Consider the following 26348-nt stretch of genomic DNA (forward strand, 5'->3'; position numbering starts at 1 on the left):
GCCGGTGAACATCTCTGACCCATCCGCGGGACCGGCACCGATCGTCCGCTTGCCGGCACCGCCGAGTAAACCGGCAGCGGGCGACGGCACTGACCCGGACATTCTCGTCGGGATGGATGATGTTGTGTCCGAGGATGATCAATCGACCACAGGATCGCGCGAAAGGCCGGTTGCGGGGGAAGGGGCCGGTGATCGGAACGCCGGGCGGGCGGCCGGCGGTGGCTGGGACGCCGTCGGTGTGCCCGCGTGGCTGTCGGGTGCGCCGCCGGCTCCGCCCGCACCGCCACCGGTACAGGATTCCGAGTCACGGGGGCGTGATAGAGGTGATGTTGATTCGGGCGCAGGCGATCTCAGTGTCGATGAGTGGGGGAGCGGCGGATGGGACGCGCCGGACGAGGACTGGGAGTGGGATGACGACGAGCCTTCGGGTGGTCGGCCCCGATCCCGGTTCGCGGTCGCACCACCGGCGGCGATCGCGCTGATCCTTGTCGGCGTCGTCGCCTGCGTGGTAGCGGGTTTCGCGCTGTGGAAGGGTGACAGTCCCGCACCGGTGGTCGACTTTCCGGCAGCGGCCAACACATCGACGATACCGACCGGGGCACAGGCTCCCGTCGGTGACCACGCACCAACCACCGGCGAGAGTCCGGAGAAGGCAAGATCGGAACAGAAGACGCCGGCACCGCAGGCGGATTCGATGGTGGTGAGCGTTGTCGGGCTGGTGGCCAGGCCGGGTCTGATCAGGCTGCCGGCGGGTAGCCGGGTGGGAGACGCCATCAAGCAGGCCGGGGGAGCGCGCAAGAACGCGGACCTGTTGTCGCTCAACCTAGCCCAGCAATTGCGCGACGGCGACCAGGTGCTTGTCGGTTATGCCGGCCGCAGCGGTGAGTTGTCGATGCGCAGTGCGGTCGTCGGTCCCGGCTCCACGGGTGCGCCACCCGCGGCGGGTAAACCGACAGCACCGTCGTCGCCGGATGGTGAGTCCCCGGCAGCCGGATCCGGCACGGTGAACCTCAACACCGCGTCGCAGACCGAACTCGAAACCTTGCCCGGCGTGGGGCCGGTGACCGCCAAGTCGATCCTCGACTGGCGGCAACGTAACGGACGGTTCACCTCCGTCGACCAGCTCACCGAGGTCGACGGGATCGGCCCGGCCCGGTTGGAAAAGCTGCGGGACAAGGTCACCGTGTGACGTCGGTGCGCGACCTGCGACTGGTCGTGCCCGCCGCGGCTGTGTGGTCGACCACCATCGTGGGTTTGCTCGCACCATCGGCGATCAGAACTGTCGTCATCGTGTGTGTGGCTGCGGGGGTGGGAGTTTCGGGGGCCGTGGGGTTGCGGCTGCTGTCGTGGCGCTCCGTGGGTATTGCAGTGCTGGTGCTCGGTATGGCGGCCACGGCCGGAATCGCACTGTCGTTCAGAGTGGCGGTGATCCACCAGTTTCCGCTTCACGATGACCGTGGCAAGGTCACCGTCACGGTGCGGGTGGTCGATGATCCGGTGCCGCTGCGGCCCGCGGCGTCGGGGCGGTCTCGGGTCCGCGTCGACGTCGTGGCGATCGGGGAGCGGGCGGTGCGCGCGGCAGGGGCACACTTGGTGGGGTCGACATCGGAATGGGCGCAGCTGGTTCCGGGGCAGCGGGTCCGCGTCCTGGTGCGGGTCCGCCCACCTCCCGACCACACCATGCTGGTCGCGTCGCTGACCGCCGTCGGCACACCGACTCTCGTCGGCGCACCACCGGCACATCAGCGCGTGGCCGCGCACATCCGGGACCGGCTGCGCACCGTCAGCGCACGAGCATTGGGTTCTCCCGAGTCCGGATTGCTGCCCGGCCTGGTTCTCGGTGATATCTCCGGTCTCGATGACAATGTGCGCGAAGACTTCCGGGATGCCGGACTCGCCCACCTCACCGCGGTATCCGGCAGCAACTTCGCGATCGTCTGCGGTGCCGTGCTGGCACTTCTGGCGCTACTGGGTTGTCCCCGAAGGTATCTACCGATCCTCGGGCTGGCGGTGATCGTCGGGTTCGTGATCCTGGTCCGCCCGTCGCCGAGCGTGCTGCGGGCGGCGCTGATGGGGGCGGTCGGACTCTTCGCGATGTTCAGCCGCCGCAAGGCGCAGGCACTGCCCTCGCTCGGTACCGCGGTGATCGTCGGCCTGCTGTGGTGGCCCGAACTCGCACTCGCCCCCGGCTTCGCGTTGTCGGTGGCCGCTACCGCCGGAATCGTGCTGTGGGGACCGGCGATCCGGGACTGGTTGTGGGACTACCGAATTCCCACGGGACTCGCCGAGGTCCTCGCGATGGCGATCGCGGCACAACTGGTGACCGCGCCGATCATCGCCCTGATCAGCGGCCGGTTCAGCATCGTCGCGATTGTCGCCAATATATTGGTGGTACCGGTCGTCGCGGCGATCAGCATCGTCGGCACCGCCGCGGCGCTGGTCGGTTCGATCGGCGGGCCCGGCGGATTCTGCTGGATCATCGCCGAACTGCTCGCCCGTATCCTCGGCCCCGCCCTGTGGTGGATGGTCACCTGCGCCGGCGTCCTCGGCGGCTGGGCCTGGGCGTCGATACCCGTCCCCGACGGTGTTCCGGGCGCGCTCCTCGCCGCCGCCGCCACGATTGTGCTTGCAATGGGCTTGCGCCGACGGGCGCGTATCGGAACCTCCGCGAGGCGCTGAACCAACTCAGCCCACGAGAATCATCTCGTGGGCTGAGTTGGTTGTGCATCAGGAATCAGTCGGCGGTGGGAATCCCCTTGTTCTTCACCGGCTCCGGATCGTCCTCGAATTTTTCGATCGGACCGTCAGAATCGTCGGTCACGTACGTCGGAGTGATGCGCACCGGCGTCAGACCCTCGAGCTTGGTCATGAATGCACCGGTCTGACCTGCGTGATTGTCCTTCGAGTAGGCGAACGGTGTGCTCGACGGACCGCGATCGATGCCCTTCTCCAGAGCTTCGATGACGCCTTCACGGGTCAGATCCTTGCCCGCAGCAGCGATGGGCTGAAGAGCCGCGTACGACATCATGTAGCCGTGCAGGGTCGTCATGTCCAGCACCTGCCCCTTGTTGTACTTCTCGTGAATCTCCTTGAACAAGTCGATCCACGGGTTGTCATCATCGAGCAGCGGCATGTAGGAGATACCGATGGTCGGCTTCAGGAGCGCCTCGGCATTGGCACCCAGGTAGCCCTTCAGCGCGACCGGATCAGCACCGACCGAGGACATGACCCACTGGGGGCTGTAGCCCAGCTTGGCCGCGGTGCCCAGAGCCAGCGAGGTGAAGCCCGGGATCGCGAAGCTGAAGATGACTTCACAGCCACCCGCCTGCAGCTTGCCGATCTGCGGTGCGACGTTCTGGTTGGTCGCGGAGTACTGCTCCTTGACCTTCAGAGCGCCCTTGCCCAGGACCGACTCGACACCGGCGGCGCCATCCGAACCCAGGTCGTCACTCTGGCCGAAGGTGCAGTACTTCTTGCCCGCGAAGTTCTCCTTGACGTAGTTCGCCATGATCTTGCCCTCGCGCCAGTAGTCGACCTGCCAACCGAAGGTCCACGGGTACTTCTCGGGCTGGTTCCACGACATACTGCCCGAGGAGACCATGAGGTCCGGGACCTTGTTCTCGTTCAGGAAATCCAGCACGGTCGAGTGCGGGGCGGTACCGAGCGAGCCGACCATCGCGAAGACCTTGTCCTGCTGGACCAACTTCCGGGTCTTCTCCAGCGTCTGGGCCGGGTTGTAGGCATCATCTTCGACGGTCAACGCGATCTTGCGGCCGTTGACGCCGCCGTTGTCGTTGACGTAGGAGTAGTAGGCCTTCATCGCCTTCGAGATCGGCGCGTAGCCCGGAGCTGCCGGGCCGGTCAGCGGTTGCGTCGAGCCGATCTTGATCGTGTCATCGGTGACACCGGTCGCGTCGCCGTCGCCTGATCCGCCACCGCCGGGACCACCACAGGCTGACGCCACCAGCGCCAGGCTCGCGGTCATCGCAGCAACGGCATTGCGCCGCCAGCGCGGCCTTCCGATGGTGCTTTTCATGCATTTCCTCCTAGTTGTTGCAAGAACTTGTGGACGAGGGGTTCACGAGCGAGAGATCTTCCGGCCCAACTGGACCAGCAGCGACTGGATGCCACCGGGGGCCAGCAAGATCACGACGATCAGCAGCGCGCCGTAGGCCATCGCGGGTGCGTTGTCGTTCAGATCCAAGTTGGTCTTGAAGACCCGGTCGAGCGTGACGACGATGATCGTGCCCCAGATCGCACCCCGCAGACTCCCCAGTCCGCCGATGACCGCCGCCGCCAGGACCGCGAGCGACATGACGAGCGAGAAGGAGAGCGGCTCGACCCGGCCGATGGACAACGCCAGCACGCCGCCGGCGAGTCCGGCTGTGGCCGAACTCAAGACGAACGCCTTGACCTTCTCACGCCGGACCGACACGCCACACAGTTGCGCGGCGATCTCGTTGTCCCGGACCGCTGCCAGTTGCCGTCCGAAGCCCGAGTACTTCAGATTCGCCAAGAAGAACAGGACTATGGCCGCCGCGATCACCGCGATCAGGGCGACGAAGCGCTGGTTTGTCCACCCCGAATCCGACAGCGCGGCGGGAACGGCCACGCTCGGTGACTCGACGCCGTGCTCGCCGCCGAGGAAGTCGTGGAAGTAGACGGTGATTCCCGCCAGCGCCACTCCCAGGGCCAAGGTCGCGCCGGCCAAGTACGGACCATGCAGTCGCGACGCGGCCAGTCCGATGACCACGCCCACGATCATGGTCACGACGACTGCCAGCAGCAGACCGACGATGATCACGCCCAGCGATGCCTGGCGGATATTGTCGGCCTGGGTCGGGACGAACTTGGCGACCGTATAAGCACCGGTCGCCATCAGTGCCGCATGGCCCAGCGAGATCTGGCCGTTGCCGCCCACCAGAACCGTCAAACCCATGACGGCACACATGTAGACACACAGATTGATGATCAAACTGGTGTCGAACTCACTGACCCAGTAGACGGCGGTGAAGCCGACCACCACGAACAGGATCACCCAAATGCCATGGCGGAGTGAAGTATTCTTGGGAAGTTTGTCGAGCACGGTGGACATCAGACCCTCCTCGCCTTGGTCGCATGGAACAGACCCTCGGGTTTGACCAGCAGAATCACCATGAGCAGAACCAGAGCGGATACGTACGTGAGGTCAGCGCTGATGTACCCGGTCGTGTAGGCCGAAACCAGGCCGGCGGCAAGACCGCCCACGACTGCACCGACCAGACTGTCCAGACCGCCGATCACCGCGGCGGCAAAGCCGAGCACAAAGATCGGGTCCATCACCTGTGGGGTGAGTTCTGCCGACGTCGGGATGACCAACATCGCGGCCAGGGCGCCTGCGAAACCGGCCATGGCCCAGCCCAGGGTCAGCATCCTGTTGACCTTGACGCCCATCAGCCGCGCCGTATCCGGTGCGAAGGCGGCAGCGCGCATGCGCAAACCGATCGGCGTCTTCGTCAGGACGAAACCGAGGCCGAGCATCATCGCGCACACTCCGCCCAGGACGAACAGGTCCTGCGGAGAGACGAAGGGGATATCACCGATGTACCACTTCTTGGTGTCCACCGCCTCGGGGATGACGCGCTGCTCACCGGACTTCGGCGGAAAGAACAGGCCTAAGGCGCCCTGGATGAAGACCAGCAAACCGACACCGACGATGACGTTGCTCAGTTCGGGCAGCTTTTCGGCGTAGCGGAAGACCGTTTGCTGGACCAGTGCACCCAAGATGATGCCGCTCACCAGCGCCACCACGAACCCGAGCCAGTACGATCCGGTCCCGTCGATCACCAAGTACGCCAGGTACCCGGACACGGCGGCCTGGGCACCCTGGGCGAAGTTGACCAATCGGGTGGAGCGGAAAATGATCACCAGGGCGATGGCCACCGACGCGTAAACCGCGCCGAATGCCAGGCCGTTGACGGTGAAGAGTATGAAACGTTCCATCAGATCCTCTTAGAAACCCAAGTAGGCGTGTCGGAGTTTGACATCGGACTGCAGGTCGGCGGCGTGACCACGCGCGACGACATTGCCGACCGAGATCACCACCCCCTCATCGGCGATTCCCAAGGCACTACCGACGTTCTGCTCGACCAGCAGCACCGTCATGCCCATCTCGTCGCGCAGGTCGCGCAACAGCGCCATGATCCGCGCGACGATCGGGGGGGCCAGGCCCAGCGACGGCTCGTCGAGCAGTAGCAGCTTGGGCTTGGACACCAGCGCACGCCCGAGTGCGAGCATCTGCCGCTCGCCGCCGGACAACTGGTGACCGTGGAAGGTGCGACGTTCGCCGAGGCGCTCGAACAGGTCGTAGACCTCCTTGATCGCCTCGGTCGTCACCTTGGCGCCGGCCGTACCACGCCAAAGGCCACCGAGGCGAAGATTCTCCTCGACGGTCAGTTCCGGGATGACGCCGCCGCCCTCGGGCACATGGGCGAGGCCGCGCACGATCATTTCTTCGACCGGCAGGTGCGTGATGTCCTCGCCCGCGAAGGTGATGGTGCCACCGCGGGGCGGAACCAGCCCGGAGATCGTCTTGAGCATCGTCGACTTGCCCGCACCGTTGGCCCCCAGCACCGCCGTGATCGTGCTCTCCTCGACAGTCACCGAAAAATCGTGCAGCACCTTCAGCCGGCCGTAACCGCCCTCCAGGTTCGCCACTTCCAGCAGGTTCGTCATGACGTGCTCTCTTCGGTGAGTGCGGACTCCTCCGGTGGCTCTTCGCCCAAATACGCTGCGGCCACTGCCGGATCGGACTGCACCTGCGCGGGAGTGCCCGTGGCGACGCAGCGACCGAAGTCGAGAACGACCACCTTGTCGCAGACCTTCATCACCAAGTCCATGTGGTGCTCGACGAGCACGACCGAGCACGGGGTGTCCCATTCGCGCGGCAGCGTCGTGATCAGTTCGGCCAGTGGGCCGAGGTCCTCGGCGCCGAGACCACCGGCCGGCTCATCGAGCATCAGCAGGCGAGGTCGGCTGATCAACGCGCGGGCCAGAGCCACGCGCTTCTGTACCGGATATGCCAGAGTGCCGGCAGGCCGACCGGCGACGTCGGTGGCGCCGAGACGCTCGAGCCACTCATGAGCTTCCTTGCGCAGTGCCGCTTCGTCGCGGTCGCTCCTGGGCAGACCCAGCAGTGCCGAACCGAAGCCCGCCTTGCGGCGGATGGTCGCACCGAGCATCACGTTCTCGACGGCGGTCAGCAACGGGAACAGGCCCACACCCTGCAGGGTCCGTGCCACGCCGTCGCGAACCAAGTGGTTGGGCTTGGGGGAGAAGGCCTTTCCCTCCCACGTCAAGGAACCGTTGGTCGGCTTGATAAACCCACTGATGACGTTGAACAGGGTCGTCTTGCCGGCGCCGTTGGGGCCGATGACTCCGGTGACCGTCGCCTCGGGCACGTCGAAAGAAACGCTTTCGAGGGCGACGAGTCCGCCGAAGCGCACGCCAACGTTGTCGACGACGAGTCCGCCGCTCATCCGCCGATCTCGGGGAGTGGTGGATAGGTCGTGAGGTGGGTCATCAGCAGGCTCCATGTTTCGCAGATCGGTGGGCTACCCAGTTACGGCAACAACCCCGCCGTCTAGGTGATATGGATCACAACTTAACTGCACATGAAGTGCAAGTATATTGTGATTGGGGTCACGATACAGGGACGGGGTGGGGCAATGGTGCAATACCGGCAAACCGACGGCCGACTACGGCGTGGTATCCGGACCAGATCGCAGATCGTCGACGCTCATGTCGCGTTGCTTCGTGACGGTGTCCTGCGGCCTACGGCGGCGCAGATCGCGGAGCGGGCGGGAGTGTCGACACGAACCCTGTGGTCCAGCTTCGGCGACATGGAGGGGCTGCTGAGCGCCACCGTCGCCTACTGGGCAGACCTGGACGTACAGCTGCGCACACCGGTCGACCCGCACCTACCCCTGGAAGACCGCCTTGTCCGGTTCTGCAGCGATCGCAGCCGGCGTCTGGTCAGCATTGCCCCGGCTGCCCTGGCGGCATCGGTCCACGAACCGTTGTCCCCGGTGCTGCAAGCCGACCGTGCCCGGCACCTCACCCGCACCCGCACCGAGTTGCAGGAGGCGTTCGGCGGCGAGATCGCCTCTGCTGCCGATCCCGAGGCGCTGCTTGACGCGCTGACGATCACCGTCAGTTCCGAGGCCTGGAACCTGCTGCACACCAGACTGAACCAGGCGTACGACCACTGTGCGCGAGTTATGGAGTTCACCATGCGAAGCCTGTTGACCGCCTGACCAGATCGGGACGATCATCCGGCGCGGCGGCACCCGATAGACCGATGGCTTGGCAGGTCTGGAGAATTCGATGATCTGGCACGATAGTGGCCGTGAGTGAACACCTGCACTTGTTGTTGGGGGATGACGATTTTCTGACCGGACGTGTCGTTGAGTCGATCGTCGTGGAGAAGTCGGCGGAAGTCGGTACTGATGTGCCGGTGACGCGGGTGCGGGCCGGTGAGGTGACCGACCACGAGCTGGCCGAGCTGCTCAGTCCGTCGCTGTTCGCCGAGGAACGGGTTATCGTCGTCGAGGCCGCGGCCGATGCGGGGAAGGCGCCGGCGGAGCTGATCGTGGCCACCGCGAAAGCGCTGCCCGAAGGCATCACGCTCGCTGTGCAGCACACCGGCGGTGGGCGGGCCAAGTCGATGGTGGCCGCGCTCAAGAAGGCCGGCGCGGTGGAACACAAGTGCGAGAAGGCGAAGTGGCCGTCGGACAAGGCGGCTTTCGTCAGTGCCGAGTTCAAGCGGCTCGGGGCGCGGGTCAGCGGTGATGTGGTCGAGCAGGTCGTCGACAGTGTGGGCGGGGAACTGCGGGAGCTGGCCGCCGCGTGCAGCCAGCTCGTCACCGACACCGGCGGCAAGGTGACCCGCGAGGTGGTGCTCACCTACTACCAGGGGCGTGCGGAGGTCACCGGCTTCGAGGTGGCCGACAAGGCCGTCACCGGAGACCGGGCCGGGGCGCTCGAATCACTCGCCTGGGCCTGTCACCACGGGGTGCCGCGGGTGCTGCTCGCGGATGCGCTCGCAGAGGCCGTGCACGCCATCGCCCGGGTGCGGGGGGTATCGGGCGACCAGTACTCGGTGGCGCGGGAACTCGGCATGCCGCCCGGCCGGGTCAAGAAAGTGCAAGGGCAGGCGCGGGCGTGGGACTCGTCGTCGATCGCGCAGGCGATGATCGTCGTCGCCCAGCTCAACGGTGACGTGAAAGGGCAGGCGGCCGACGCCGACTATGCCCTGGAACACGCGGTGTCGACGGTGGCCGGGTTGCGGCCCGATGTGCGGTCGCGGGGGCGGTGAGGCCGCTGTCTCGACTGTGCGAAACCGGGTAGGACGACATTGTTATCTCACCGGGTTTCGAGGCTCGTCGCTAGCGCTCCTCGCACCTCAACCAGCGAGCACCTCGACCAGCGAGGGGTGGTTCGGGTCGGCGGAAGGGTTGAGTACGCCAGAAACCCGGCGATCGCGTGGAGATCGCCGGGTTTGCGTCAGCTACAGATCAGAGCTTGTTGACGGCCAGCGCGATGGCCGACTTCTTGTTGGCGGCCTGGTTGGCGTGGATGACGCCCTTGCTGGCGGCCTTGTCGAGCTTCTTGCTCGCTGCCTTGCCCAGCTCGGTGGCCTTGTCCTTGTCGCCGGTGGCAACGGCCTCGCGGAAGTTGCGGATCGAGGTCCGCAGCGCCGAACGCACCGACTGGTTGCGCTGACGACGCGCCTCGTTGGTCAGGTTGCGCTTGATCTGCGATTTGATGTTTGCCACGCGGGTTCCCTCTGTGTGTGCGGTGTAAAAGCTGTCAACTGTCTTGTGTGGCGGTTGTCACCGCCTGATCACACCTGCCGTCGGGCGGTGTGCAACAGCGGTCTACGTTACCTGACAGCCCGCAACCCCCCCAAATCGTCATGAGTCAAGGGTTTCGCCGAACCGACGCAATAGGCTCAGATCATCATGTCAGCTGTATATCTCCACATCGGACTGCCCAAGACCGGAACCACCCACCTGCAAGATCGGCTCTGGCGCAACCGTGACCTCGCGCTCGACTCGTCGGGCCTGCTGTATCCGGGTAACGAGATCGCCGACCACTTCCACGCGGCGGCACATCTGCAGCCCGAACGGTATCTCGACTGGGTGGACCCGGAACACGTGTCGGCGTGGCCGACGATGGTGGCGCAGATGACGGCGTGGCCGCAGCGCGCGCTCGTCAGCCACGAACTGTTCGCGACCGCCACGGCGCCGCAGATCGAGAAACTCATGGGCGATCTGGGTTTCGCCGACGAGGTGCATGTGGTGGTGACCGTCCGCGATCTGGGCCGGCAGCTGCCGTCGGTGTGGCAGGAGAACGTGAAGAATCAGCGCACCGCGACGATCGGTGAGTTCGTCGACTCCGTGCGTGCTCACGCGCCGGGCGCACCGGAACCGGCCACCGGCAGGGAGGAGCCCTTCTGGGAGTTCCAGGACTATGTGCGGATCCTGCGCACCTGGGCGCCGTTCGTCGGGGCGGAACGGGTGCATGTGGTCACGGTGCCGCGGACCCGCACCGGTGACGATCTGTGGGAGCGTTTCCTGTCGGTCATCGGCGTCGACCCGGCGGCGCTGACCATCCCGGTGCCCGACCTCAACTCGTCGCTGTCGGCGGCGCAGACCGAGTTTGTGCGGCGGCTCAACACCCGGCTGCAACCCGACGACATCGAGTGGCGGCGCTACGAACGGGTGATGAAGGGACAGATCATCGGCGAGATCCTTTTCGCCGAACGCGAGGGCGACGCCCAGCGGCTGTCGGGTGAGCAGCTGCGGTGGGCTGCCGAGCGCAGCGCCGCCATGATCGACGAGATCATCACCGCCGGCTACCGGGTGGCAGGTGACCTGAGCGATCTCGCCGTCGACCCGACAGGTGGTGGCGCCGCGGAGCCGACGGAAGCCGAGGTGCTCGACGTGGCGTTGGACACCGTCGCGGCGCTGGTGCAGGCGGCCCCGCTGCCGAAGGTGCGTCCCCGCTGGCAGACCCGGGCGGCGAATGTGGTGCGCAGGGGCCGGCGTCGCGCCATCGGAGCGACGCGAAGACTCCGGTAGCGCGACCGAACCGGGCCGCGGGTGGGCGGTGCGTCGCAAGGCAGTCACTCAACAGTCCTGCCGAGTTCGGGTTTTTGTAGCACCATGTCAAGTTATGAGTCCCGCGTCGACAACGAAGGCCGCCAAGCGGACCCCCGCCAAGGCTGCCGCGCCCAAGCCCGCGACCAAGTCGGCAGCAGCCGCACCGGCCAAGGGCACCAAATCCAGAACCCCGGCCAAACGTGCGAAGCCCGCGACAACCCAGCCGCGGGCGATGGAGGGCACGATCTTCGACGGTTACACCGGCGCCCCGTCGTTCGGGAAACCCTACGATGAGATGTTTGACGCCACCGGCGAGGTACGCCCCGCCTACCGCGGCATCTTCAAGGCGATGGCCGAGTCCAACCGCGCCGACCTCGAAACCCGGATCGACGCTCTCGGAAGGGCATTCATCGACCAGGGGGTGACCTTCTCGCTGTCGGGCAAGGAACGTCCGTTCCCGCTCGACGTCGTCCCTCGGGTCATCTCGGCGGCCGAATGGCACAAGCTCGAAGGCGGCATCGCCCAGCGCGTGCAGGCGCTCGAACTCTTCCTCGACGACGTGTACGGGACACAGGAGATCCTGCGCGACGGCGTGCTGCCCAAGCGACTTGTCCACTCGTGTGAGCACTTTCACCGTCAGGCGGCAAACATCCGACCGCCCAACGGTGTTCGCATCCACGTTGCCGGCATCGACCTCATCCGGGACGAGCAGGGCGAGTTCCGGGTGCTGGAGGACAACCTGCGGTCGCCGTCGGGTGTGTCGTACGTGATCGAGAACCGGCGCACCATGGCGCGGGTCTTCCCGGACCTGTTCGCCTCGCACAAGGTGCGCGCCGTCGGTGACTATCCGAGTCATCTGCTGCGCGCGCTGCGGGCATCGGCCGCATTCAACGAGGCCGACCCCAACATCGTGGTTCTCACACCGGGCGTTGCCAATTCGGCGTACTTCGAGCATTCGCTGCTGGCCCGGCTGATGGGTGTCGAACTCGTCGAGGGCCGCGACCTGTTCTGCCGCGACAACGTGGTGTACATGCGCACCACCGAGGGCGAGCAGCGCGTCGACGTCATCTACCGGCGCATCGACGACGACTTCCTCGACCCGATGCAGTTCCGCCCCGACTCGATGCTCGGTGTGCCCGGCCTGCTCAACGCCGCACGTGCCGGCAACGTGGTCATCTCCAGTGCCGTGGGCAACGGCGTCGGCGACGACAAGCTCATCTACACGTACGTGCCGGAGATCATCCAGTACTACCTGGGCGAGAAGCCGTCGCTGAAGAACGTCGACACCCTGCGCTGCTGGCTGCCGTCCGAATGCGAGGAGGTACTCGACCGCATCGATGAGCTCGTCGTCAAACCCGTTGAGGGATCGGGTGGTTACGGCATCGTCTTCGGTCCCGACTCGACCAGGGCCGAACTCGACGTCCTTGCCAAGAAGGTGCGCAACGATCCGCGTGGCTGGATCGCGCAGCCGGTGGTGCAGTTGTCGACGGTCCCGACCAAGGCCGGTGACTATGTGCGGCCGCGGCACGTGGATCTGCGTCCGTTCGCCGTCAACGACGGTGAGTCGGTGTGGGTGCTGCCCGGTGGTCTGACCCGTGTGGCGCTGCCCGAGGGTTCGCTGGTGGTCAACTCGAGTCAGGGCGGCGGTTCCAAGGACACCTGGGTGCTGGCGGCCCGCGGTTCGGAGGGTGAACGTGAACTCGCCGGCGCCAAGGTGGTGTCGAGCCGGGTCGCGGCCCGGCCCGCGGAAAGCGCCCCCGAACCGGTGCACACCCAGACGCAGCAACAGCAACAACACGGGACGACGCCCGAACCCAAGGCGGTCCGCACCGGACAGGAAGGCGGCGGGCGATGATGCTGGCCAGAAATGCCGAATCCCTGTATTGGATCGGCAGATACGTTGAACGCGCCGATGACATGGCGCGCATCCTCGACGTCGCGATCCATCAGATCCTGGAGGATTCCACGGTCGACGTCGACAGGTCGGCGCGGCGCGTGATCCAGGTCCTCGGCCTGAAGGCGCCCGACGCCGGGGTACCGGCGGATGTGTTCATGCTCACCGAACGCGTTGCCTACGACCAGGATTCGTTCGGATCGATCGTCGATCTCATTCACGCCGCCCGCGAGAACGCCCGCGGCGCACGAGAAGTCACCTCGTCGGAGATGTGGGAGTGCCTCAACACCACCTACAACGGACTCGCCGACGCCGAGAAGCGAGCCCGCAAACTCGGTCCGCACGAGTTCCTCTCGTACGTCAAGAATCGTGCGGCGATGTTCGCCGGCCTCGCCGACGCCACACTCAGCCACGACGACGGATACCGGTACCTACTGCTCGGACGGTCCATCGAACGCGTCGACATGACCATCCGCATGCTGCTCTCCCGCGCCGGTGAGCGGGTGACCTCGCCGCAGTGGGTGAGCGTGCTGGTGTCGGCGGGCGCGCACGACACCTACCTGCGCACCTACCGAGGCGTTATCGACGCCGAGAAGGTGCTCGAATTCATGTTGCTGGACCGGCTTTTCCCGCGGTCGGTGTTCCACGCGCTGTGCGTCGCCGAACACAATCTGTCCGAACTGGAAAAGGGCCCGAGCCGTGTCGGCGCGCAGGCTCAGGCGTTGCTGCTGCTGGGGCGGGCGCGAAGCTCGCTGGAGTTCCTGGACTCGGGGGTGCTGCTCGACGGTCTGGAGGAACGGTTGCTGGATCTGCAGGACACCTGCCGCGCCGTCAACGAAGCGGTCACCAACCAGTACTTCCACGTGTCACCGTATGTCGCGTGGGCCGACGCTCGGGTGAGCGACGGAGAGGTACTCGCAATCGAGGAGAGTGAACTGTGAGCTGGCGTCTGCGGGTGGTCCATTCGACGGGCTTCGCCTACAAGAGTCCGGTGACCTCGTCGTACAACGAGGCCCGGCTGACACCCCGCAGCGACCACCGGCAGAACGTGATCGTCAACCGCGTGGAGACGGTGCCGTCGTCCCGCGCCTACCGGTACACCGACTACTGGGGTTCGGCGGTCACCGCGTTCGACCTGCACGCCCCGCACAACGAGCTCGAGGTGTCGGGCATGTCGGTGGTGGAGACCGATGCGGGTGAGCGTCCGGACGAGCAGGCCTCGTGGGACGACCTGCACACCGAGTACATCGAGGATCGCTACGACGAGATGCTCACCTTCACCGCGTACGTCCCGAAGAACCGGAGTCTCGGTGCCACCGCCAAGCGTCTGGCCAAGGGGAAGACCCCGGAGGAGGCGGTCGAGGCGATCTGCAAGTTCGTCTACGACGAGATGGAGTACGTGCCCGGCACCACCGGGGTGCATACCACCGCCGTCGACGCCTGGAACGAACGCAAAGGCGTCTGTCAGGACTACGCGCACCTGACGCTGCTGATGCTGCGGTCGCTCGGCATCCCGGCACGCTATGTGTCCGGCTATCTGCACCCGGACCCGGAGGCGCCGATCGACAAGACGGTCGCAGGACAGAGCCACGCCTGGATCGAGGCATGGACGGGTGGCTGGTGGGGGTACGACCCCACCAACGACACCCCGATCACCGAACGCCACGTGTCGGTGGGTGTGGGCCGCGACTACGCCGACGTCTCGCCGCTGCGCGGGGTGTACACGGGCGGCGGTGCCACCGACCTCGACGTCGTCGTGGAGATCACCCGCCTCGCCTGACCGCTGTCGCTCCGCCGCCGCGCCGACGAATCAGCGCCAGCCGTAGTGGGCGCGTAACTCATTCGCCACCGCCGCGAAGCGTCGTTCATCGAGAACGGCGCCTTCGCGGCGGATGTCGTCGTCGACGATGAGCAGCACCCGGTCGAGCCGGAGGTAGCTGTCGCGGTGTTCGGCGTCCCACTCGCCGGTGCCGATGGCCAGCCAGTGCTCGTCGTCGCGGCGATGGCCCTTGCTCGACAGCATCAGCCCGAGCACGTGGTCGGGATCGTCGTCGCGGCGGTCGCGGCCCACGACGAGCACCGGACGGTCCTTGCCCTGGTTCGGGTCGTCCTCGTACGGCACCCACGTCCACACGATCTCGCCGGGATCGGCGTCGCCGTCGAGGTCGGGCGAGTAGCAGACGACGCGCGCGAGGTCCGCGGTGCGGTGAGGTCGGGGAGCGGGACTCACTGAGGGGGCCTTTCGGTCGTGGAGAAGGAGGAGGAAGGTGTCGGCGGCATCGGCGGTGAGTGCGGCGACCCCGGTCTTGTCCGGTTTGAGGTCGTGCGGCGCGGCCACCTCGACCACCTCCACGGGCGCGGTGAACAGTGCGACCGCCTCGGCGAGTTCATCGCTGGTGGCGAACGGGTCGCGGGTGCCGTGCACGATCAGCGTCGGCACGATGATGTTGGGCAGATGCTCGGTACGCATCCGTTCCGGCTTTCCTGGTGGATGCAGCGGATACGACGACAACAGCAAACCGTCGGCGATGTCCGGGTCGTCGGCGACCAGCATCGACGCCTGCCGACCACCGTACGAATGCCCACCGACGATCAGCGGTCCGTCCGATTCGCCACGGAACTTCTCGCACGCCTCTCTCATGCCGTCCCGGTCGGCGGCGGCCTTCGACGGACTCGGCGGCCCTTTCGGCCGCTGCTGCCGATACGGCAGATCGATCCGCGCCACGAACGCCCCGCGCGAACACAATTCCTCGGCGTACGCGCGCAGGATGGCCGCATCCCGGTTCCCGCCGGCCCCGTGCGCCAACACCACAACCCCTCGCGCCGCCCCATCCGGCCGATGCACCTCCGCCACCACAGTCACGCTGCCCACGGTAAGCCATCGCAGACTCAGCGTTTTGTGTCGACTGGCGCGACACATCGCGGAGTCTGCGACCTGCGGTGCTCGGCGCGACAGAACACAGAGCTCTGCGTGCCTACTACCGCGGGTACGTTCGATTTCATGCCGCGTTCTCGCTCGTACCCGCTGCGGACCCTCACCGAGGGACTCAATGACCTCGACCGTCGGTTGTTCGACGCCGTCGCCGAGTCACCGAGCCCCCTGCTTGACCTCACCATGCGCCCGCTGTCCTCGGCCGCGGACCACTCCAAGCTGTGGGTGCTGATCGCCGCAGGTCTGGGGTCATCGGGGAAATTGTCGATGCGGCGCGGTGCGGTGCGCGGCCTGGTCACTCTCGGCGTCACCAGCCTGGTGGTCAACCAGGGCTTCAAGCGGCTCTACCCACGCAACCGCCCGCTGTTCGCGGGTGTGCCGCTCTCCCGGCTGCGACGTCAACCCACGTCCAACTCCTTCCCGTCCGGTCATTCCGCCAGCGCGGCCGCGTTCGCGATCGGTGTCGGGCTGGAGAATCGCACCGCGGGCTATCTGCTGGCGGGTCTGGCCGGCGCTGTCGGGCTTTCCCGTGTCGCGACGGGCGCGCACTTTCCCGGTGATGTGCTGGCCGGATTTGCGGTGGGCGCGGGCGTCGCGGTCGCGGGTGCGCGGGTGGTCCCGCCGGTCGACGACAGCCGGACCCTCATCCCTGAGCCGTCCGTCGAGGACCTGGGCCCCAATCCCGACGGCGCCGGACTCGTCGTCGTACTCAATCCGGCCTCCGGCGACGGTTCGGGCGCGCGGGTCGCCGACGAATTGCGGGACAGTCTTCCCGCGGCCGAGATCGTCGAACTGGACACCGATTCCGATATCGATGCGGTCGCCGCCGACGTCGCCGAACGCGCCGACTACATCGGCGTCGCAGGCGGTGACGGTACGGTTGCGACCGTCGCCCGGCATGCGATCGCCGCGGACAAGCCGCTGGCGGTGTTTCCCGCGGGAACGTTCAACCACTTTGCGAAGGACATCGACGCGGCCAAAGTTGCCTCCACCGTCAAGTCGATTCAGTCTGGCCAGGTGGCGCGTGTCGACGTTGTCTGGCTCAACGACGAAACGCTGCTTCTCAACACGGCCAGCATCGGTGCGTACCCGGAGTTCGTGCGCGCACGTTCGCGCTATCAGCGCCGCCGGATCGAACGACCCGTGGCCACCATGCATGCGGCGCTCAAGGTCCTGCGCGACTCGTCGCCGGTGAACGTGCGCATCGAGGGCCGCCCGGCCACGGTCTCGTTCTTCTTTCTGGGCAACTCGGTCTACGGGTCGCCGAGCTTCGTTCCCGGCCGGCGCTCCCGTCTCGACGATGGCGTACTCGACGTCCGCTACCTCGAAGACGGGCATCGCAACGCGACGGCGCGGCTGCTCGCCTCGTGGATCAGCGGCCGGCTCCGGAACTCCAAGATCTATCGCGAATTGCAGGCACCCGTGGTGACCATCGAATCCGACGAACCTTTCCGCGTCGCCCACGACGGCGAGGAGGGCGACCTCCATACCCGCGCCCGCTTCCGGGTCGCCTACCGCGAGCTACGGGTATACGGCAGCTCAGTCCTGTGAATACCTTGCACACTCCGCGTTTTGTGTCGCCTGGCGTTACAAAACGCGGAGTTTCCGGCCTCAGGCTATGGGGACGGGATCGGTCATGCGGCGACCTCGCGGCCGGGTGTGGGAAACTGGACGGCGACCTGTGCCAGAACTGGCACCCGCCGAAGGAGCAGTAGAGATTCCCAACTTCGCCGACACCACCTTCACCGACCCATCGCGGATCCGGAACTTCTGCATCATCGCCCACATCGACCATGGCAAGTCGACGCTGGCCGACCGGATGCTGCAGCTCACCGGCGTGGTGGAGGAGCGTGCGATGCGCGCGCAGTACCTCGACCGGATGGACATCGAACGCGAACGTGGCATCACCATCAAGGCGCAGAACGTGCGGCTGCCGTGGAAGGTGGGCGACGAGGACTACGTCATTCACCTGATCGACACACCCGGGCACGTCGACTTCACCTACGAGGTGAGCCGGGCGCTGGAGGCGTGCGAGGGTGCGGTGCTGCTCGTCGACGCCGCCCAGGGCATCGAGGCGCAGACGCTGGCCAACCTGTACCTGGCGATGGACAACGACCTGACCATCATCCCGGTGCTCAACAAGATCGACCTGCCCGCGGCCGATCCCGACCGTTACGCGGGTGAGATCGCGCACATCATCGGCTGCGAACCCGAGGACGTGCTGCGGGTGTCGGGCAAGACCGGTGTGGGCGTGGCCGAACTGCTCGACGAGGTGATCCGGCAGGTGCCCGCACCCGAGGGCGACCCGGACGCGCCGGCGCGGGCGATGATCTTCGACTCCGTCTACGACACCTACCGCGGCGTGGTCACCTACGTGCGCGTCGTCGACGGCAAGATCGTGCCGCGCGAGAAGATCGCCATGATGTCGACCGGCGCCACCCACGAACTGCTTGAGGTGGGCATCGTCTCGCCCGAACCCAAACCGTCCAAAGGCTTGGGCGTGGGCGAGGTGGGTTACCTCATCACCGGTGTGAAGGACGTGCGGCAGTCGAAGGTCGGTGACACCGTCACCACCGCCAGGGGCGGTGCCACTCAGGCGCTCACCGGATACCGCGAACCGCGGCCGATGGTGTACTCGGGTCTGTACCCGGTCGACGGTTCGGACTACCCGGTGCTGCGTGAGGCCCTGGACAAACTGCAGCTCAACGACGCCGCGCTCACCTACGAGCCGGAGACGTCAGTGGCGCTGGGCTTCGGTTTCCGGTGCGGCTTCCTCGGGCTGCTGCACATGGAGATCACCCGCGAACGCCTCGAGCGCGAATTCGGCCTGGATCTGATCTCCACCGCACCCAACGTGGTGTACCGGGTGATCATGGACGACGGTTCCGAACATGTCGTCACCAACCCGTCGGACTGGCCGGAAGGCAAGTCGCGCACCATCTTCGAACCCGTCGTAAAGATGACGGTGATCGCGCCGAGCGAGTTCATCGGCGCCATCATGGAACTGTGCCAGTCCCGGCGCGGCGATCTCGGCGGCATGGATTACCTGTCGGAGACCCGCGTGGAGATGCGGTACACGATGCCGCTGGCGGAGATCATCTTCGACTTCTTCGACGCCCTCAAGTCGCGTACCCGCGGCTACGCCAGCCTCGACTACGAGGAGGCGGGTGAGCAGGAGGCGGATCTGGTGAAGGTCGATATCCTGCTGCAAGGCGAGGCGGTGGATGCGTTCAGCGCAATCGTGCACAAGGATGCCGCCTACGCCTACGGCAACAAGATGGCGCTCAAACTCAAAGAGCTCATCCCGCGTCAGCAGTTCGAGGTGCCCATCCAGGCAGCCGTCGGATCCAAGATCATTGCGCGCGAAAACATCCGGGCCATCCGCAAGGACGTCCTCGCCAAGTGCTACGGCGGTGACATCTCGCGTAAGCGCAAACTGCTCGAGAAGCAGAAAGAAGGAAAGAAGCGGATGAAGACGATCGGCCGCGTCGACGTGCCGCAGGAGGCATTTGTCGCCGCGCTCTCGACCGATCAGTCCGGCGACAAGCCGAAGGGCAAGTGAGATGAATCCCGTTCTCGCACAGTCGGAGCTGCCGCACGGTCTGCCGGACTTCGCGTCGATCGCCGACGACGATTTCCTGCCCGCGTTCACCGCGGCCATGGCCACGCAGCTCGCCGAGGTGGAGGCGATCGCCGGCAACCCGGAACCGGTGACGTTCGCCAACACCGCCGAGGCGCTGGAGTTGTGCGGGCGGGACCTTGCGCGTGCGAGCGGGATCTTCTTCAACCTCGTCGGCCCGGACACCAATCCGCGGCGCAACGAGATCGCGCAGCACCTGTCGACGGCGCTCACCGATCACGCCAACACGATCGCCATGAATGCCGAGCTGTTCGCCCGGATTTCGTCGCTGCACGAGCGGGCCGACGAGCTCGGGCTGACCGAATCGCAGCGCCGGCTCCTTGACAAGCAGTACCGCAGCGCGGTCCGGTCGGGAGCGGGACTCGATGCGGGCGGGCAGGCGCAGATGCGCGAGATCTCCTCGCGGCTGGCCTATCTGACCACCACCTTCTCGCAGTTGCTGCTCGACGACACCAACGACTCGGCGGTGCTCGTCGACTCGGCGGCCGAACTCGACGGACTGTCGGCGGGGGAGATCACCGCGGCCGCCCGCGCCGCCACAGACGCCGGGCATGACGGGAAGTACCTGCTGGCGCTGCAACTTCCGACGAGTCAGTCGGTGCTCACCTCGCTCACCGATCCCGCGGTGCGGCAACGGGTCTTCGACGCCTCGGTGCGGCGCTGCCTGCGCGGCAACGACTTCGACACCCGCGAGATCGTGCTGGAGATCGTGCGGCTGCGGGCACGGCGCGCCGCACTGCTCGGGTACGCGACGCACGCCGACTACGTGATCGCCGAGGAGACCGCGCCCGATCCCGCGGCCGTCGATGAACTGCTGGCCGAGCTGGCCGCCTCGGCGATGCGGGCGGGCTCGGCCGAACTGGACCGGCTCACCGAACTTGCTGGTGGCGCTCTCGGCCCCGCCGACGTCACCTACTGGCTGGCCCAGGAACGCAAGGACAAGGCTCCCGTCGACCTGAGCGTGTTCACCGACTACTGCGAACTCGACCGGGTGCTCAACGACGGCGTGTTCTACGCCGCGGGCAAGCTGTACGGGCTGCGGTTCACCCCGCGACCGGACCTGCGCGGCTACCACCCCGACGTGCGGGTGTGGGAGGTCCACGACGACGCGGGCAACGGTGTCGGGCTGTACCTGGGTGACTTCTACGCCCGGCCGTCCAAACGCGGCGGGGCGTGGATGAACAGCATCGTCGACCAGTCGGCGGCGCTGCGCAGCACGCCGGTCATCGTCAACGTGCTGAACCTGACCAAGCCCGACGACGGCGAGCCGTGTCTGCTCTCGACCGACCAGCTGACGACGCTGTTCCACGAGTTCGGGCACACCCTGCACGGGCTGCTGTCGTCGGTGGAGTACCCGTCGCAATCGGGCACGTCCGTGCCGCGTGACTTCGTGGAGTTCCCGTCGCAGGTCAACGAGATGTGGGCGCTGCACCCCGACGTACTGGCCAACTACGCCCGGCACTACCGCACCGGCGAGCCGATCCCGGCCGAACTGGCACAGGCCGCACGGGATTCAGCGAACACCGAAAGCGCCCACGGCACCGTCGAATATCTCGCGGCCGCTGTGCTCGACCTCGCCTGGCACCGGCTCACCTCCGAGGAGGCCGAGGCCGTCACCGACGTGGAGCTGTTCGAGCGGCAGGCGCTGGAGAACGCCGGGCTCGCCACCGAACTCGTGCCGCCCCGGTACCGCACCGCCTACTTCAACCACATCTTCGGCGGGGGATACTCGGCCGGTTACTACTCGTACATCTGGTCGGAGATCCTCGACGCCGAGACCGAACAGTGGTTCCTCGCCGAGGGCGGGCTGCGGCGGGAGAACGGCCGCCGGTTCGTCGCCTCGACGCTGTCGCGTGGGGACAGTGTGGATCCGCTGGTCGCGCACCGCGAGCTGATCGGCCGGACGCCGGGCATCGATCCGTTGCTCCGGCGCCGGGGGCTGGCCGTTTCCTGAGGAGCGGCTCGTGCGAGGTGGCTGCGTCAGGACGTCACGTCACCGGACCCTTCGAGACCCTCGCTCCTTCGTCGCTTCGGCCTCAGGGATCAAGAGGGGTGGTTGCGGTGACTGTTGTCGCTGTGGTGTCGGGGATCGAGAGGGGTGGTTGCGGTGCTTCGGGTTGCGTCGGGCTCAGGGATCACGATGGGTGGTCGGGGTGGAAGTATCATGGCCAGCGACCGGACTGCCACTCGGCGGGCCGGTGTTGCAATCAGGATGAGTGAAACCTCCGCCCGGAAGCGGACCGACGAGATGAGATGACGTGAGTTCCTTCCTGGACTGGTGGGACGGCGTCGAGGAGTGGCTGACCGGACTGTCGTTCGTGCCGCAGCTGCTGGTGACTCTCGTCGTGGTGGTGCCGTTGGCCGTCGGGGCCGCGGTGCTGCTGAACCTGCTGGTGGGGGCGGTGACCGGTCTGGTCGACCGGCGGCGGTTTCTCGACGACGATGGGACTGGGCTGTAGCCGATGATCCGTTCACGTGTGACGATGGCGCTGGTCGCCCTCATTGTTCTGGTGATCATCGCCTGGTTGCTCACCCGCTGATATTCCCTGGTCACAGGGGTTCTGTTCAGCATGATTTCAAGGCGCCGCGTCCGGCGCCGACATTGCTAGCTTGTATCGGCATCAGTCTTCAGTGGGTCCCCGACGGTGGGGGCCCGATCGCCGGTGAGGAGAGCAATGAACAGAAGGGCCAGATCATGGCGTGCCATGGCGACCGGACTGGTTGCGCTCTGCGCGGCCGGCGCCGTGACCGCCTGTGGCGGCGGATCGACCGACGAGCCGGGCGGGGAGGACATCTCCAGCGGCAGCCAGCACGTCAATCTCGTCGCCTATGCCGTCCCCAAGGCCGGGTTCGACCTGATCATCCCCGCATTCCGGGAGACCGACGAAGGCCGCGAGGTGGGGTTCTCCCAGTCGTACGGCGCCTCCGGTGACCAGTCGCGCAAGGTGGCGCGACGAGTGCCGGCCGACGTGGTGAACTTCTCCGTCGAACCCGACATCACCCGCCTGGTCAAGGAGGGCGTCGTCGACAAGGACTGGCAGGACCAGGCTCCCTACAAGTCGACGCCGTTTGGTTCCGTCGTGTCGCTGGTGGTGCGCAAGGGCAACCCCAAGAACATCAAGGACTGGGACGATCTTCTCAAGCCGGGTGTCCAGGTGGTCACGCCCAACCCGGGCAGCTCGGGATCGGCCAAGTGGAACCTGCTCGCGCCGTTCGCGGCCAAGAGCAACGGCGGCCAGAACGTGCAGGCCGGCCTCGACTATGTCAGTGAGTTGATCCGCGACCACGTCACCGTGGTGCCCAAGTCGGGCCGTGAGGCCACCACCGCGTTCGAGCAGGGCCAGGGTGATGTCCTGATCAGCTACGAGAACGAGGCGATCATGCTGAAGCGGCAGAACGCGACATCGCCGAAGAGCCAGCAGGTCGACTATGTGCTGCCGCCCCAGACCTTCAAGATCGAGAATCCGGTGGCCGTGGTGAACACCTCCGACCACAAGACCGCCGCCAAGGCGTTCGTCGACTTCCTGTTCACCCCCGAGGCGCAGCGCCTGTGGGCCAAGCAGGGTTTCCGGCCGGTCGTGCCCGAGATCGTCACCGAGACGGTGGGCCTGTTCCCCGGCCACATCGACACGCTGTGGACCATCGACGAACTCGGCAAGGTCCTCGGCCAGGGAACCGCCGCCAAGAACGACGGCAAGGACCTGACCGGATGGAAAGCGGTCGACGGCGCGTTGTTCGGCTCCAAGGGTGCCATCACCAAGATCTACAACTCCGGAGGGCGACTGTGAGTATCGCAACCGAACACACATCCGCCGGTGCGGCGGCACCGGGAGGATCCGGCGTACCGGGAGGCTTCTTGGGCAGGGTACGCACCTTCAGCGGTGTCTCGCCCGCCCAGATCGGGGTGGCCTGGCTGTGGCTCAGCGTCATCGTCCTGCTGCCGCTCGCCGCGATCACCGTGCAGTCCTTCGACAACGGCTGGAGCGGTTTCTGGGACGCCATCACCGACGACGCCGCCGTCGACGCCCTGCGGATCACCGTGTGGGTGTCGCTGATCGTCGCGCTGATCAACGTGGTCTTCGGCACCCTCATCGCGTGGGTGCTGGTGCGTGACGAATTCCCCGGCAAGGCCTTTGTCAACGCCATCATCGACCTGCCGTTCGCGCTGCCGACGATCGTCGCCAGCCTCGTGCTGCTGTCGCTGTACGGACCCAACAGCCCGCTCGACATCCAGCTGAACGCCACCCAGCCCGCTCTCGTCGTCGCGCTCACGTTCGTCACGCTGCCGTTCGTGGTGCGGCAGGTGCAGCCGGTGCTTCTCGAACTCGACCAGGACGTCGAGGAGGCCGCGGCGGTGCTCGGCGCCAGCAACATCACCACCTTCACCAAGATCGTGCTGCCGGCGCTGCTGCCGTCGATCCTCACCGGTGCGGGCCTGGCCTTCACCAGGGCCATCGGCGAGTTCGGTTCGGTCGTGCTCATCGGCGGCAACATCCCCGGCGAGACGCAGGTGGCTTCTCAGTACATCCAGCAGCAGATCGAGGTCGACGAGCCGGTCAACGCGGCCGCCATCTCGGTGGTCCTGCTGGCCATCGCGTTCATCGCACTGCTCATCCTGCGGATCGTCGGCAGGCGGCAGTCCGTCCGAGAGGAGAAGGACCAGTGAAAATCGCTCCCTGGGTCCGCCTGAGTCTGCGGACCGTCGCCCTGGTCTACCTGTTCATTCTGCTCGTGGTGCCGGTGTCGTTGATCTTCTGGCGCTCCTTCGAACACGGCTTCGGCCAATTCTGGGACTGGATCACCACCCCCGCCGCCATCTCCGCGCTGCAACTGAGCCTGCTCATCGTGGTGATCGTGGTGCCGCTGAACGTGATCTTCGGTATCGCCACCGCGCTCGCCCTGGTCCGCGGGAAGTTCCCCGGCAAGGGCTTCCTGCAGGCGGTCGTCGATCTGCCGTTCGCGGTGTCGCCGGTCGTGGTGGGTGTCGCGCTGATCCTGCTGTGGGGACACGGCGGCTGGTTCGGCGGCATCGAAAGTCTCGGCTTCCGCATCATCTTCGGCTTCCCCGGGTTGGTGCTGGCCACCATCTTCGTCACCCTGCCATTCGTGGTGCGCGAGGTGGAGCCGGTGCTCCGTGAGATCGGCACCGAACAGGAACAGGCCGCCGCCACCCTCGGCGCCAACGCCTGGCAGACCTTCTCCCGGATCACCCTCCCGGCGATTCGGTGGGGCCTGACCTACGGCGTGGTGCTGACCATCGCCCGCTCGCTCGGCGAGTACGGCGCGGTCACCATGGTCTCGTCCAACTTCCCGGGCGTCTCGCAGACCCTGACCCTGTTGGTGCACTCGCGCTACACCGACGATTACAACGAGTTCGGCGCGTACGCCGCCGCGACCCTGTTGATGTTCGTTGCCATCTTGGTGCTGGTCGCGATGACCTTCATCGAACACCGCGCCAAGGGCCGCCTCGCCGAGGCAAGCCAGTCCTACACCGCCACCCCGGGAGCTACCGGGTCGGCGGGCACAGCAGAATCCGCCGCATCGGGCGGCGACAATTCCTCCGCCGGCACAGCGGTTCTCGCAGGGGCCGCCGGCTCCAAGGAAGGTGTGTGACATGTCCATTCAGGTGATCGGCGCCAACAAGCGCTACGGAGATTTCGCCGCACTCGACGACGTGTCGATCGAGATCCCCGACGGCTCGCTGACCTCCCTGCTCGGGCCGTCCGGTTCCGGCAAGTCGACGCTGCTGCGGGCCATCGCGGGCCTCGACTCCCTCGACTCGGGCACCGTGGTGATCAAGGGCAACGACGTGTCCACCGCGTCGCCGCAGAAGCGCGACATCGGCTTCGTGTTCCAGCACTACGCCGCGTTCAAGCACCTCACCGTCCGCGACAATGTGGCGTTCGGTCTGAAGATCCGCAAGCGCCCCAAGAACGAGGTCGACGCCAAGGTCGACGAGCTGCTGGAGATCGTGGGGCTCGCCGGCTTCCAGAAGCGTTACCCGGCACAGCTTTCCGGTGGCCAGCGGCAGCGTATGGCGCTGGCCCGGGCGCTCGCGGTGGACCCGCAGGTGCTGCTGCTCGACGAGCCCTTCGGCGCCCTCGACGCCAAGGTCCGCGACGACCTGCGTAAGTGGCTGCGCCGCCTGCACGAGGAGGTGGGTGTGACCACGGTGCTGGTGACCCACGACCAGCAGGAGGCGCTCGACGTGTCCGACCGGATCGCGGTGCTCAACAAGGGCCGCATCGAGCAGGTCGGCTCACCCGACGACCTGTACGACCGCCCGGCCAACGAGTTCGTCGCCTCGTTCCTCGGGCAGACCGTCCGGCTCAACGGGGAACTGGTGCGTCCGCACGACATCCGCATCGGCCGCAACCCCGAACTCGCGCTGCCCGCCGCCGACGCCAAACTCGACACCGGGGTCATCAAGGCCACCGTCGACCGCGTCGTGCATCTCGGTTTTGAGACCCGCGTGGAACTGACCTCGCTGGCCTCCGGTGAGGAGTTCGCCGCACAGATCACCCGAGGTGACGCCAACGCACTGAATCTGGTTACGGGCGAACAGATCTACGCCCGCGCGACGAAGGTGCCCGCGCTGACGGCGGTCTGAGCAGGACCCGCACCTGTTTCGAATAGTGGACCACCCCGCCGGTTGAGGTGCGAGCTTGCGAGCCTCGAAACCCGGTGAGATGACAGTGTTGTCTCACCGGGTTTCGAGGCTTGTCGCTAGCGCTCCTC

Annotated in this window: 23 protein-coding genes and 1 pseudogene; 16 read left to right on the forward strand and 8 right to left on the reverse strand. The window is 66.5% G+C overall.

All coding sequences use genetic code 11. From position 1 onward, the window contains the following. Positions 1-112 precede the first annotated feature (112 nt). Together GOAMR_RS01830 and GOAMR_RS01835 are read left to right on the forward strand one after the other, a co-directional pair. On the forward strand, positions 113-1189 hold the full coding sequence (locus GOAMR_RS01830; RefSeq protein WP_083836803.1) for a ComEA family DNA-binding protein: 1077 nt from the start codon (positions 113-115) through the stop codon (positions 1187-1189). Next, positions 1186-2679, forward strand: coding sequence for a ComEC/Rec2 family competence protein (locus GOAMR_RS01835; protein ID WP_005182021.1), 1494 nt, complete (start codon positions 1186-1188; stop codon positions 2677-2679). Before GOAMR_RS01830 ends, GOAMR_RS01835 begins: the two co-directional genes overlap by 4 nt. 55 nt (positions 2680-2734) lie before the next feature. Here GOAMR_RS01835 and GOAMR_RS01840 read toward each other — a convergent pair whose 3' ends face one another. Genes GOAMR_RS01840 through GOAMR_RS01860 form a run of 5 tightly spaced genes read right to left on the reverse strand, consistent with a single transcriptional unit; the run spans position 2735 to position 7517 of the window. Then, a complete protein-coding gene (locus tag GOAMR_RS01840; protein WP_005182024.1) occupies positions 2735-4036 on the reverse strand; it encodes an ABC transporter substrate-binding protein in 1302 nt (433 codons plus the stop codon). Between the two features lie 42 nt (positions 4037-4078). Continuing rightward, positions 4079-5095 carry a branched-chain amino acid ABC transporter permease gene (locus GOAMR_RS01845; RefSeq protein ID WP_005182027.1) on the reverse strand — a complete coding sequence of 339 codons (1017 nt, stop codon included), beginning with the start codon at positions 5093-5095 and terminating at the stop codon, positions 4079-4081. Continuing rightward, complete coding sequence (locus GOAMR_RS01850; RefSeq protein WP_005182029.1) at positions 5095-5982, reverse strand: branched-chain amino acid ABC transporter permease; 888 nt, start codon at positions 5980-5982, stop codon at positions 5095-5097. The genes GOAMR_RS01845 and GOAMR_RS01850 overlap by 1 nt, the downstream gene beginning before the upstream one ends. Before the next feature lie 9 nt (positions 5983-5991). Beyond that, complete coding sequence (locus GOAMR_RS01855) at positions 5992-6714, reverse strand: ABC transporter ATP-binding protein (protein ID WP_005182031.1); 723 nt, start codon at positions 6712-6714, stop codon at positions 5992-5994. Beyond that, the gene (locus GOAMR_RS01860) at positions 6711-7517 is read right to left on the reverse strand and encodes an ABC transporter ATP-binding protein (protein ID WP_005182037.1); all 807 of its coding nucleotides are present in this window, start codon (positions 7515-7517) and stop codon (positions 6711-6713) included. Before GOAMR_RS01860 ends, GOAMR_RS01855 begins: the two co-directional genes overlap by 4 nt. A 189-nt stretch (positions 7518-7706) precedes the next feature. Here GOAMR_RS01860 and GOAMR_RS01865 point away from each other — a divergent pair, with 189 nt between their 5' ends. Further along, positions 7707-8294, forward strand: a complete 588-nt coding sequence (locus GOAMR_RS01865) for a TetR/AcrR family transcriptional regulator (RefSeq protein ID WP_040514079.1) — start codon at positions 7707-7709, stop codon at positions 8292-8294. A gap of 92 nt (positions 8295-8386) precedes the next feature. Continuing rightward, positions 8387-9355 carry a DNA polymerase III subunit delta gene (gene holA / locus GOAMR_RS01870; RefSeq protein WP_040514081.1) on the forward strand — a complete coding sequence of 323 codons (969 nt, stop codon included), beginning with the start codon at positions 8387-8389 and terminating at the stop codon, positions 9353-9355. Between the two features lie 199 nt (positions 9356-9554). Here holA and rpsT read toward each other — a convergent pair whose 3' ends face one another. Continuing rightward, a complete protein-coding gene (gene rpsT, locus GOAMR_RS01875) occupies positions 9555-9815 on the reverse strand; it encodes a 30S ribosomal protein S20 (RefSeq protein WP_005182045.1) in 261 nt (86 codons plus the stop codon). A 186-nt stretch (positions 9816-10001) separates the two neighbouring features. Here rpsT and GOAMR_RS01880 point away from each other — a divergent pair, with 186 nt between their 5' ends. The 4 genes from GOAMR_RS01880 to GOAMR_RS01895 all read left to right on the forward strand — a co-directional run bounded on the left by GOAMR_RS01880 (position 10002) and on the right by GOAMR_RS01895 (position 14818). Further along, on the forward strand, positions 10002-11123 hold the full coding sequence (locus tag GOAMR_RS01880; RefSeq protein WP_005182047.1) for a hypothetical protein: 1122 nt from the start codon (positions 10002-10004) through the stop codon (positions 11121-11123). A 94-nt stretch (positions 11124-11217) separates the two neighbouring features. Continuing rightward, positions 11218-12999, forward strand: a complete 1782-nt coding sequence (locus GOAMR_RS01885) for a circularly permuted type 2 ATP-grasp protein (protein ID WP_005182050.1) — start codon at positions 11218-11220, stop codon at positions 12997-12999. Continuing rightward, complete coding sequence (locus tag GOAMR_RS01890; RefSeq protein ID WP_005182053.1) at positions 12996-13979, forward strand: alpha-E domain-containing protein; 984 nt, start codon at positions 12996-12998, stop codon at positions 13977-13979. The genes GOAMR_RS01885 and GOAMR_RS01890 overlap by 4 nt, the downstream gene beginning before the upstream one ends. Next, a complete protein-coding gene (locus tag GOAMR_RS01895) occupies positions 13976-14818 on the forward strand; it encodes a transglutaminase family protein (RefSeq protein WP_005182056.1) in 843 nt (280 codons plus the stop codon). The genes GOAMR_RS01890 and GOAMR_RS01895 overlap by 4 nt, the downstream gene beginning before the upstream one ends. A 30-nt stretch (positions 14819-14848) precedes the next feature. On the opposite strand, the gene GOAMR_RS25280 is transcribed toward GOAMR_RS01895, so the two are convergent. Further along, positions 14849-15268: a type II toxin-antitoxin system PemK/MazF family toxin gene (locus GOAMR_RS25280; RefSeq protein ID WP_083836808.1), complete on the reverse strand. Its 420-nt coding sequence runs from the start codon at positions 15266-15268 to the stop codon at positions 14849-14851. A gap of 27 nt (positions 15269-15295) precedes the next feature. Continuing rightward, a pseudogene (locus GOAMR_RS25285) lies at positions 15296-15958 on the reverse strand (alpha/beta hydrolase family protein); the annotation flags it as partial. Between the two features lie 81 nt (positions 15959-16039). Here GOAMR_RS25285 and GOAMR_RS01905 point away from each other — a divergent pair. From GOAMR_RS01905 to GOAMR_RS01940, 8 genes are all read left to right on the forward strand, one after another. Beyond that, positions 16040-17521, forward strand: a complete 1482-nt coding sequence (locus tag GOAMR_RS01905; protein ID WP_040514083.1) for a bifunctional phosphatase PAP2/diacylglycerol kinase family protein — start codon at positions 16040-16042, stop codon at positions 17519-17521. Positions 17522-17588: 67 nt separating this feature from the next. After that, complete coding sequence (lepA, locus tag GOAMR_RS01910) at positions 17589-19532, forward strand: translation elongation factor 4 (protein WP_373278751.1); 1944 nt, start codon at positions 17589-17591, stop codon at positions 19530-19532. Position 19533: 1 nt separating this feature from the next. Further along, positions 19534-21564 carry a M3 family metallopeptidase gene (locus GOAMR_RS01915; RefSeq protein WP_005182069.1) on the forward strand — a complete coding sequence of 677 codons (2031 nt, stop codon included), beginning with the start codon at positions 19534-19536 and terminating at the stop codon, positions 21562-21564. 304 nt (positions 21565-21868) lie between these two features. Next, on the forward strand, positions 21869-22069 hold the full coding sequence (locus GOAMR_RS01920; protein WP_005182071.1) for a hypothetical protein: 201 nt from the start codon (positions 21869-21871) through the stop codon (positions 22067-22069). Between the two features lie 246 nt (positions 22070-22315). Continuing rightward, positions 22316-23398, forward strand: coding sequence for a sulfate ABC transporter substrate-binding protein (locus GOAMR_RS01925; protein WP_005182073.1), 1083 nt, complete (start codon positions 22316-22318; stop codon positions 23396-23398). A gap of 2 nt (positions 23399-23400) precedes the next feature. Then, positions 23401-24276 (forward strand): sulfate ABC transporter permease subunit CysT, encoded by an 876-nt coding sequence (cysT, locus tag GOAMR_RS01930; protein WP_244427224.1) that lies wholly within the window; start codon positions 23401-23403, stop codon positions 24274-24276. Beyond that, complete coding sequence (cysW, locus tag GOAMR_RS01935; RefSeq protein ID WP_005182076.1) at positions 24273-25223, forward strand: sulfate ABC transporter permease subunit CysW; 951 nt, start codon at positions 24273-24275, stop codon at positions 25221-25223. The genes cysT and cysW overlap by 4 nt, the downstream gene beginning before the upstream one ends. 1 nt (position 25224) lies before the next feature. Next, positions 25225-26220 (forward strand): sulfate/molybdate ABC transporter ATP-binding protein, encoded by a 996-nt coding sequence (locus GOAMR_RS01940; protein ID WP_005182077.1) that lies wholly within the window; start codon positions 25225-25227, stop codon positions 26218-26220. The last annotated feature ends 128 nt before the right edge of the window (positions 26221-26348 follow it).

This window comes from Gordonia amarae NBRC 15530 (assembly GCF_000241345.1).
GTDB classification, from domain to species: domain Bacteria; phylum Actinomycetota; class Actinomycetes; order Mycobacteriales; family Mycobacteriaceae; genus Gordonia; species Gordonia amarae.

Excerpts from the sequence above, each read along its gene's own strand:
- GOAMR_RS01885 (WP_005182050.1), top strand. The coding sequence starts at position 11,218 with ATGAGTCCCGCGTCGACAACGAAGGCCGCCAAGCGGACCCCCGCCAAG.
- GOAMR_RS01890 (WP_005182053.1), top strand. The coding sequence starts at position 12,996 with ATGATGCTGGCCAGAAATGCCGAATCCCTGTATTGGATCGGCAGATAC.
- GOAMR_RS01940 (WP_005182077.1), top strand. The coding sequence starts at position 25,225 with ATGTCCATTCAGGTGATCGGCGCCAACAAGCGCTACGGAGATTTCGCC.
- GOAMR_RS01845 (WP_005182027.1), bottom strand. The coding sequence starts at position 5,095 with ATGTCCACCGTGCTCGACAAACTTCCCAAGAATACTTCACTCCGCCAT.
- GOAMR_RS01925 (WP_005182073.1), top strand. The coding sequence starts at position 22,316 with ATGGCGACCGGACTGGTTGCGCTCTGCGCGGCCGGCGCCGTGACCGCC.
- lepA (WP_373278751.1), top strand. The coding sequence starts at position 17,589 with ATGGGGACGGGATCGGTCATGCGGCGACCTCGCGGCCGGGTGTGGGAA.
- GOAMR_RS01860 (WP_005182037.1), bottom strand. The coding sequence starts at position 7,517 with ATGAGCGGCGGACTCGTCGTCGACAACGTTGGCGTGCGCTTCGGCGGA.
- GOAMR_RS01880 (WP_005182047.1), top strand. The coding sequence starts at position 10,002 with ATGTCAGCTGTATATCTCCACATCGGACTGCCCAAGACCGGAACCACC.
- GOAMR_RS01850 (WP_005182029.1), bottom strand. The coding sequence starts at position 5,982 with ATGGAACGTTTCATACTCTTCACCGTCAACGGCCTGGCATTCGGCGCG.
- GOAMR_RS01905 (WP_040514083.1), top strand. The coding sequence starts at position 16,040 with ATGCCGCGTTCTCGCTCGTACCCGCTGCGGACCCTCACCGAGGGACTC.
- GOAMR_RS01830 (WP_083836803.1), top strand. The coding sequence starts at position 113 with ATGGATGATGTTGTGTCCGAGGATGATCAATCGACCACAGGATCGCGC.
- GOAMR_RS01840 (WP_005182024.1), bottom strand. The coding sequence starts at position 4,036 with ATGAAAAGCACCATCGGAAGGCCGCGCTGGCGGCGCAATGCCGTTGCT.
- GOAMR_RS01855 (WP_005182031.1), bottom strand. The coding sequence starts at position 6,714 with ATGACGAACCTGCTGGAAGTGGCGAACCTGGAGGGCGGTTACGGCCGG.
- GOAMR_RS01915 (WP_005182069.1), top strand. The coding sequence starts at position 19,534 with ATGAATCCCGTTCTCGCACAGTCGGAGCTGCCGCACGGTCTGCCGGAC.
- GOAMR_RS01865 (WP_040514079.1), top strand. The coding sequence starts at position 7,707 with ATGGTGCAATACCGGCAAACCGACGGCCGACTACGGCGTGGTATCCGG.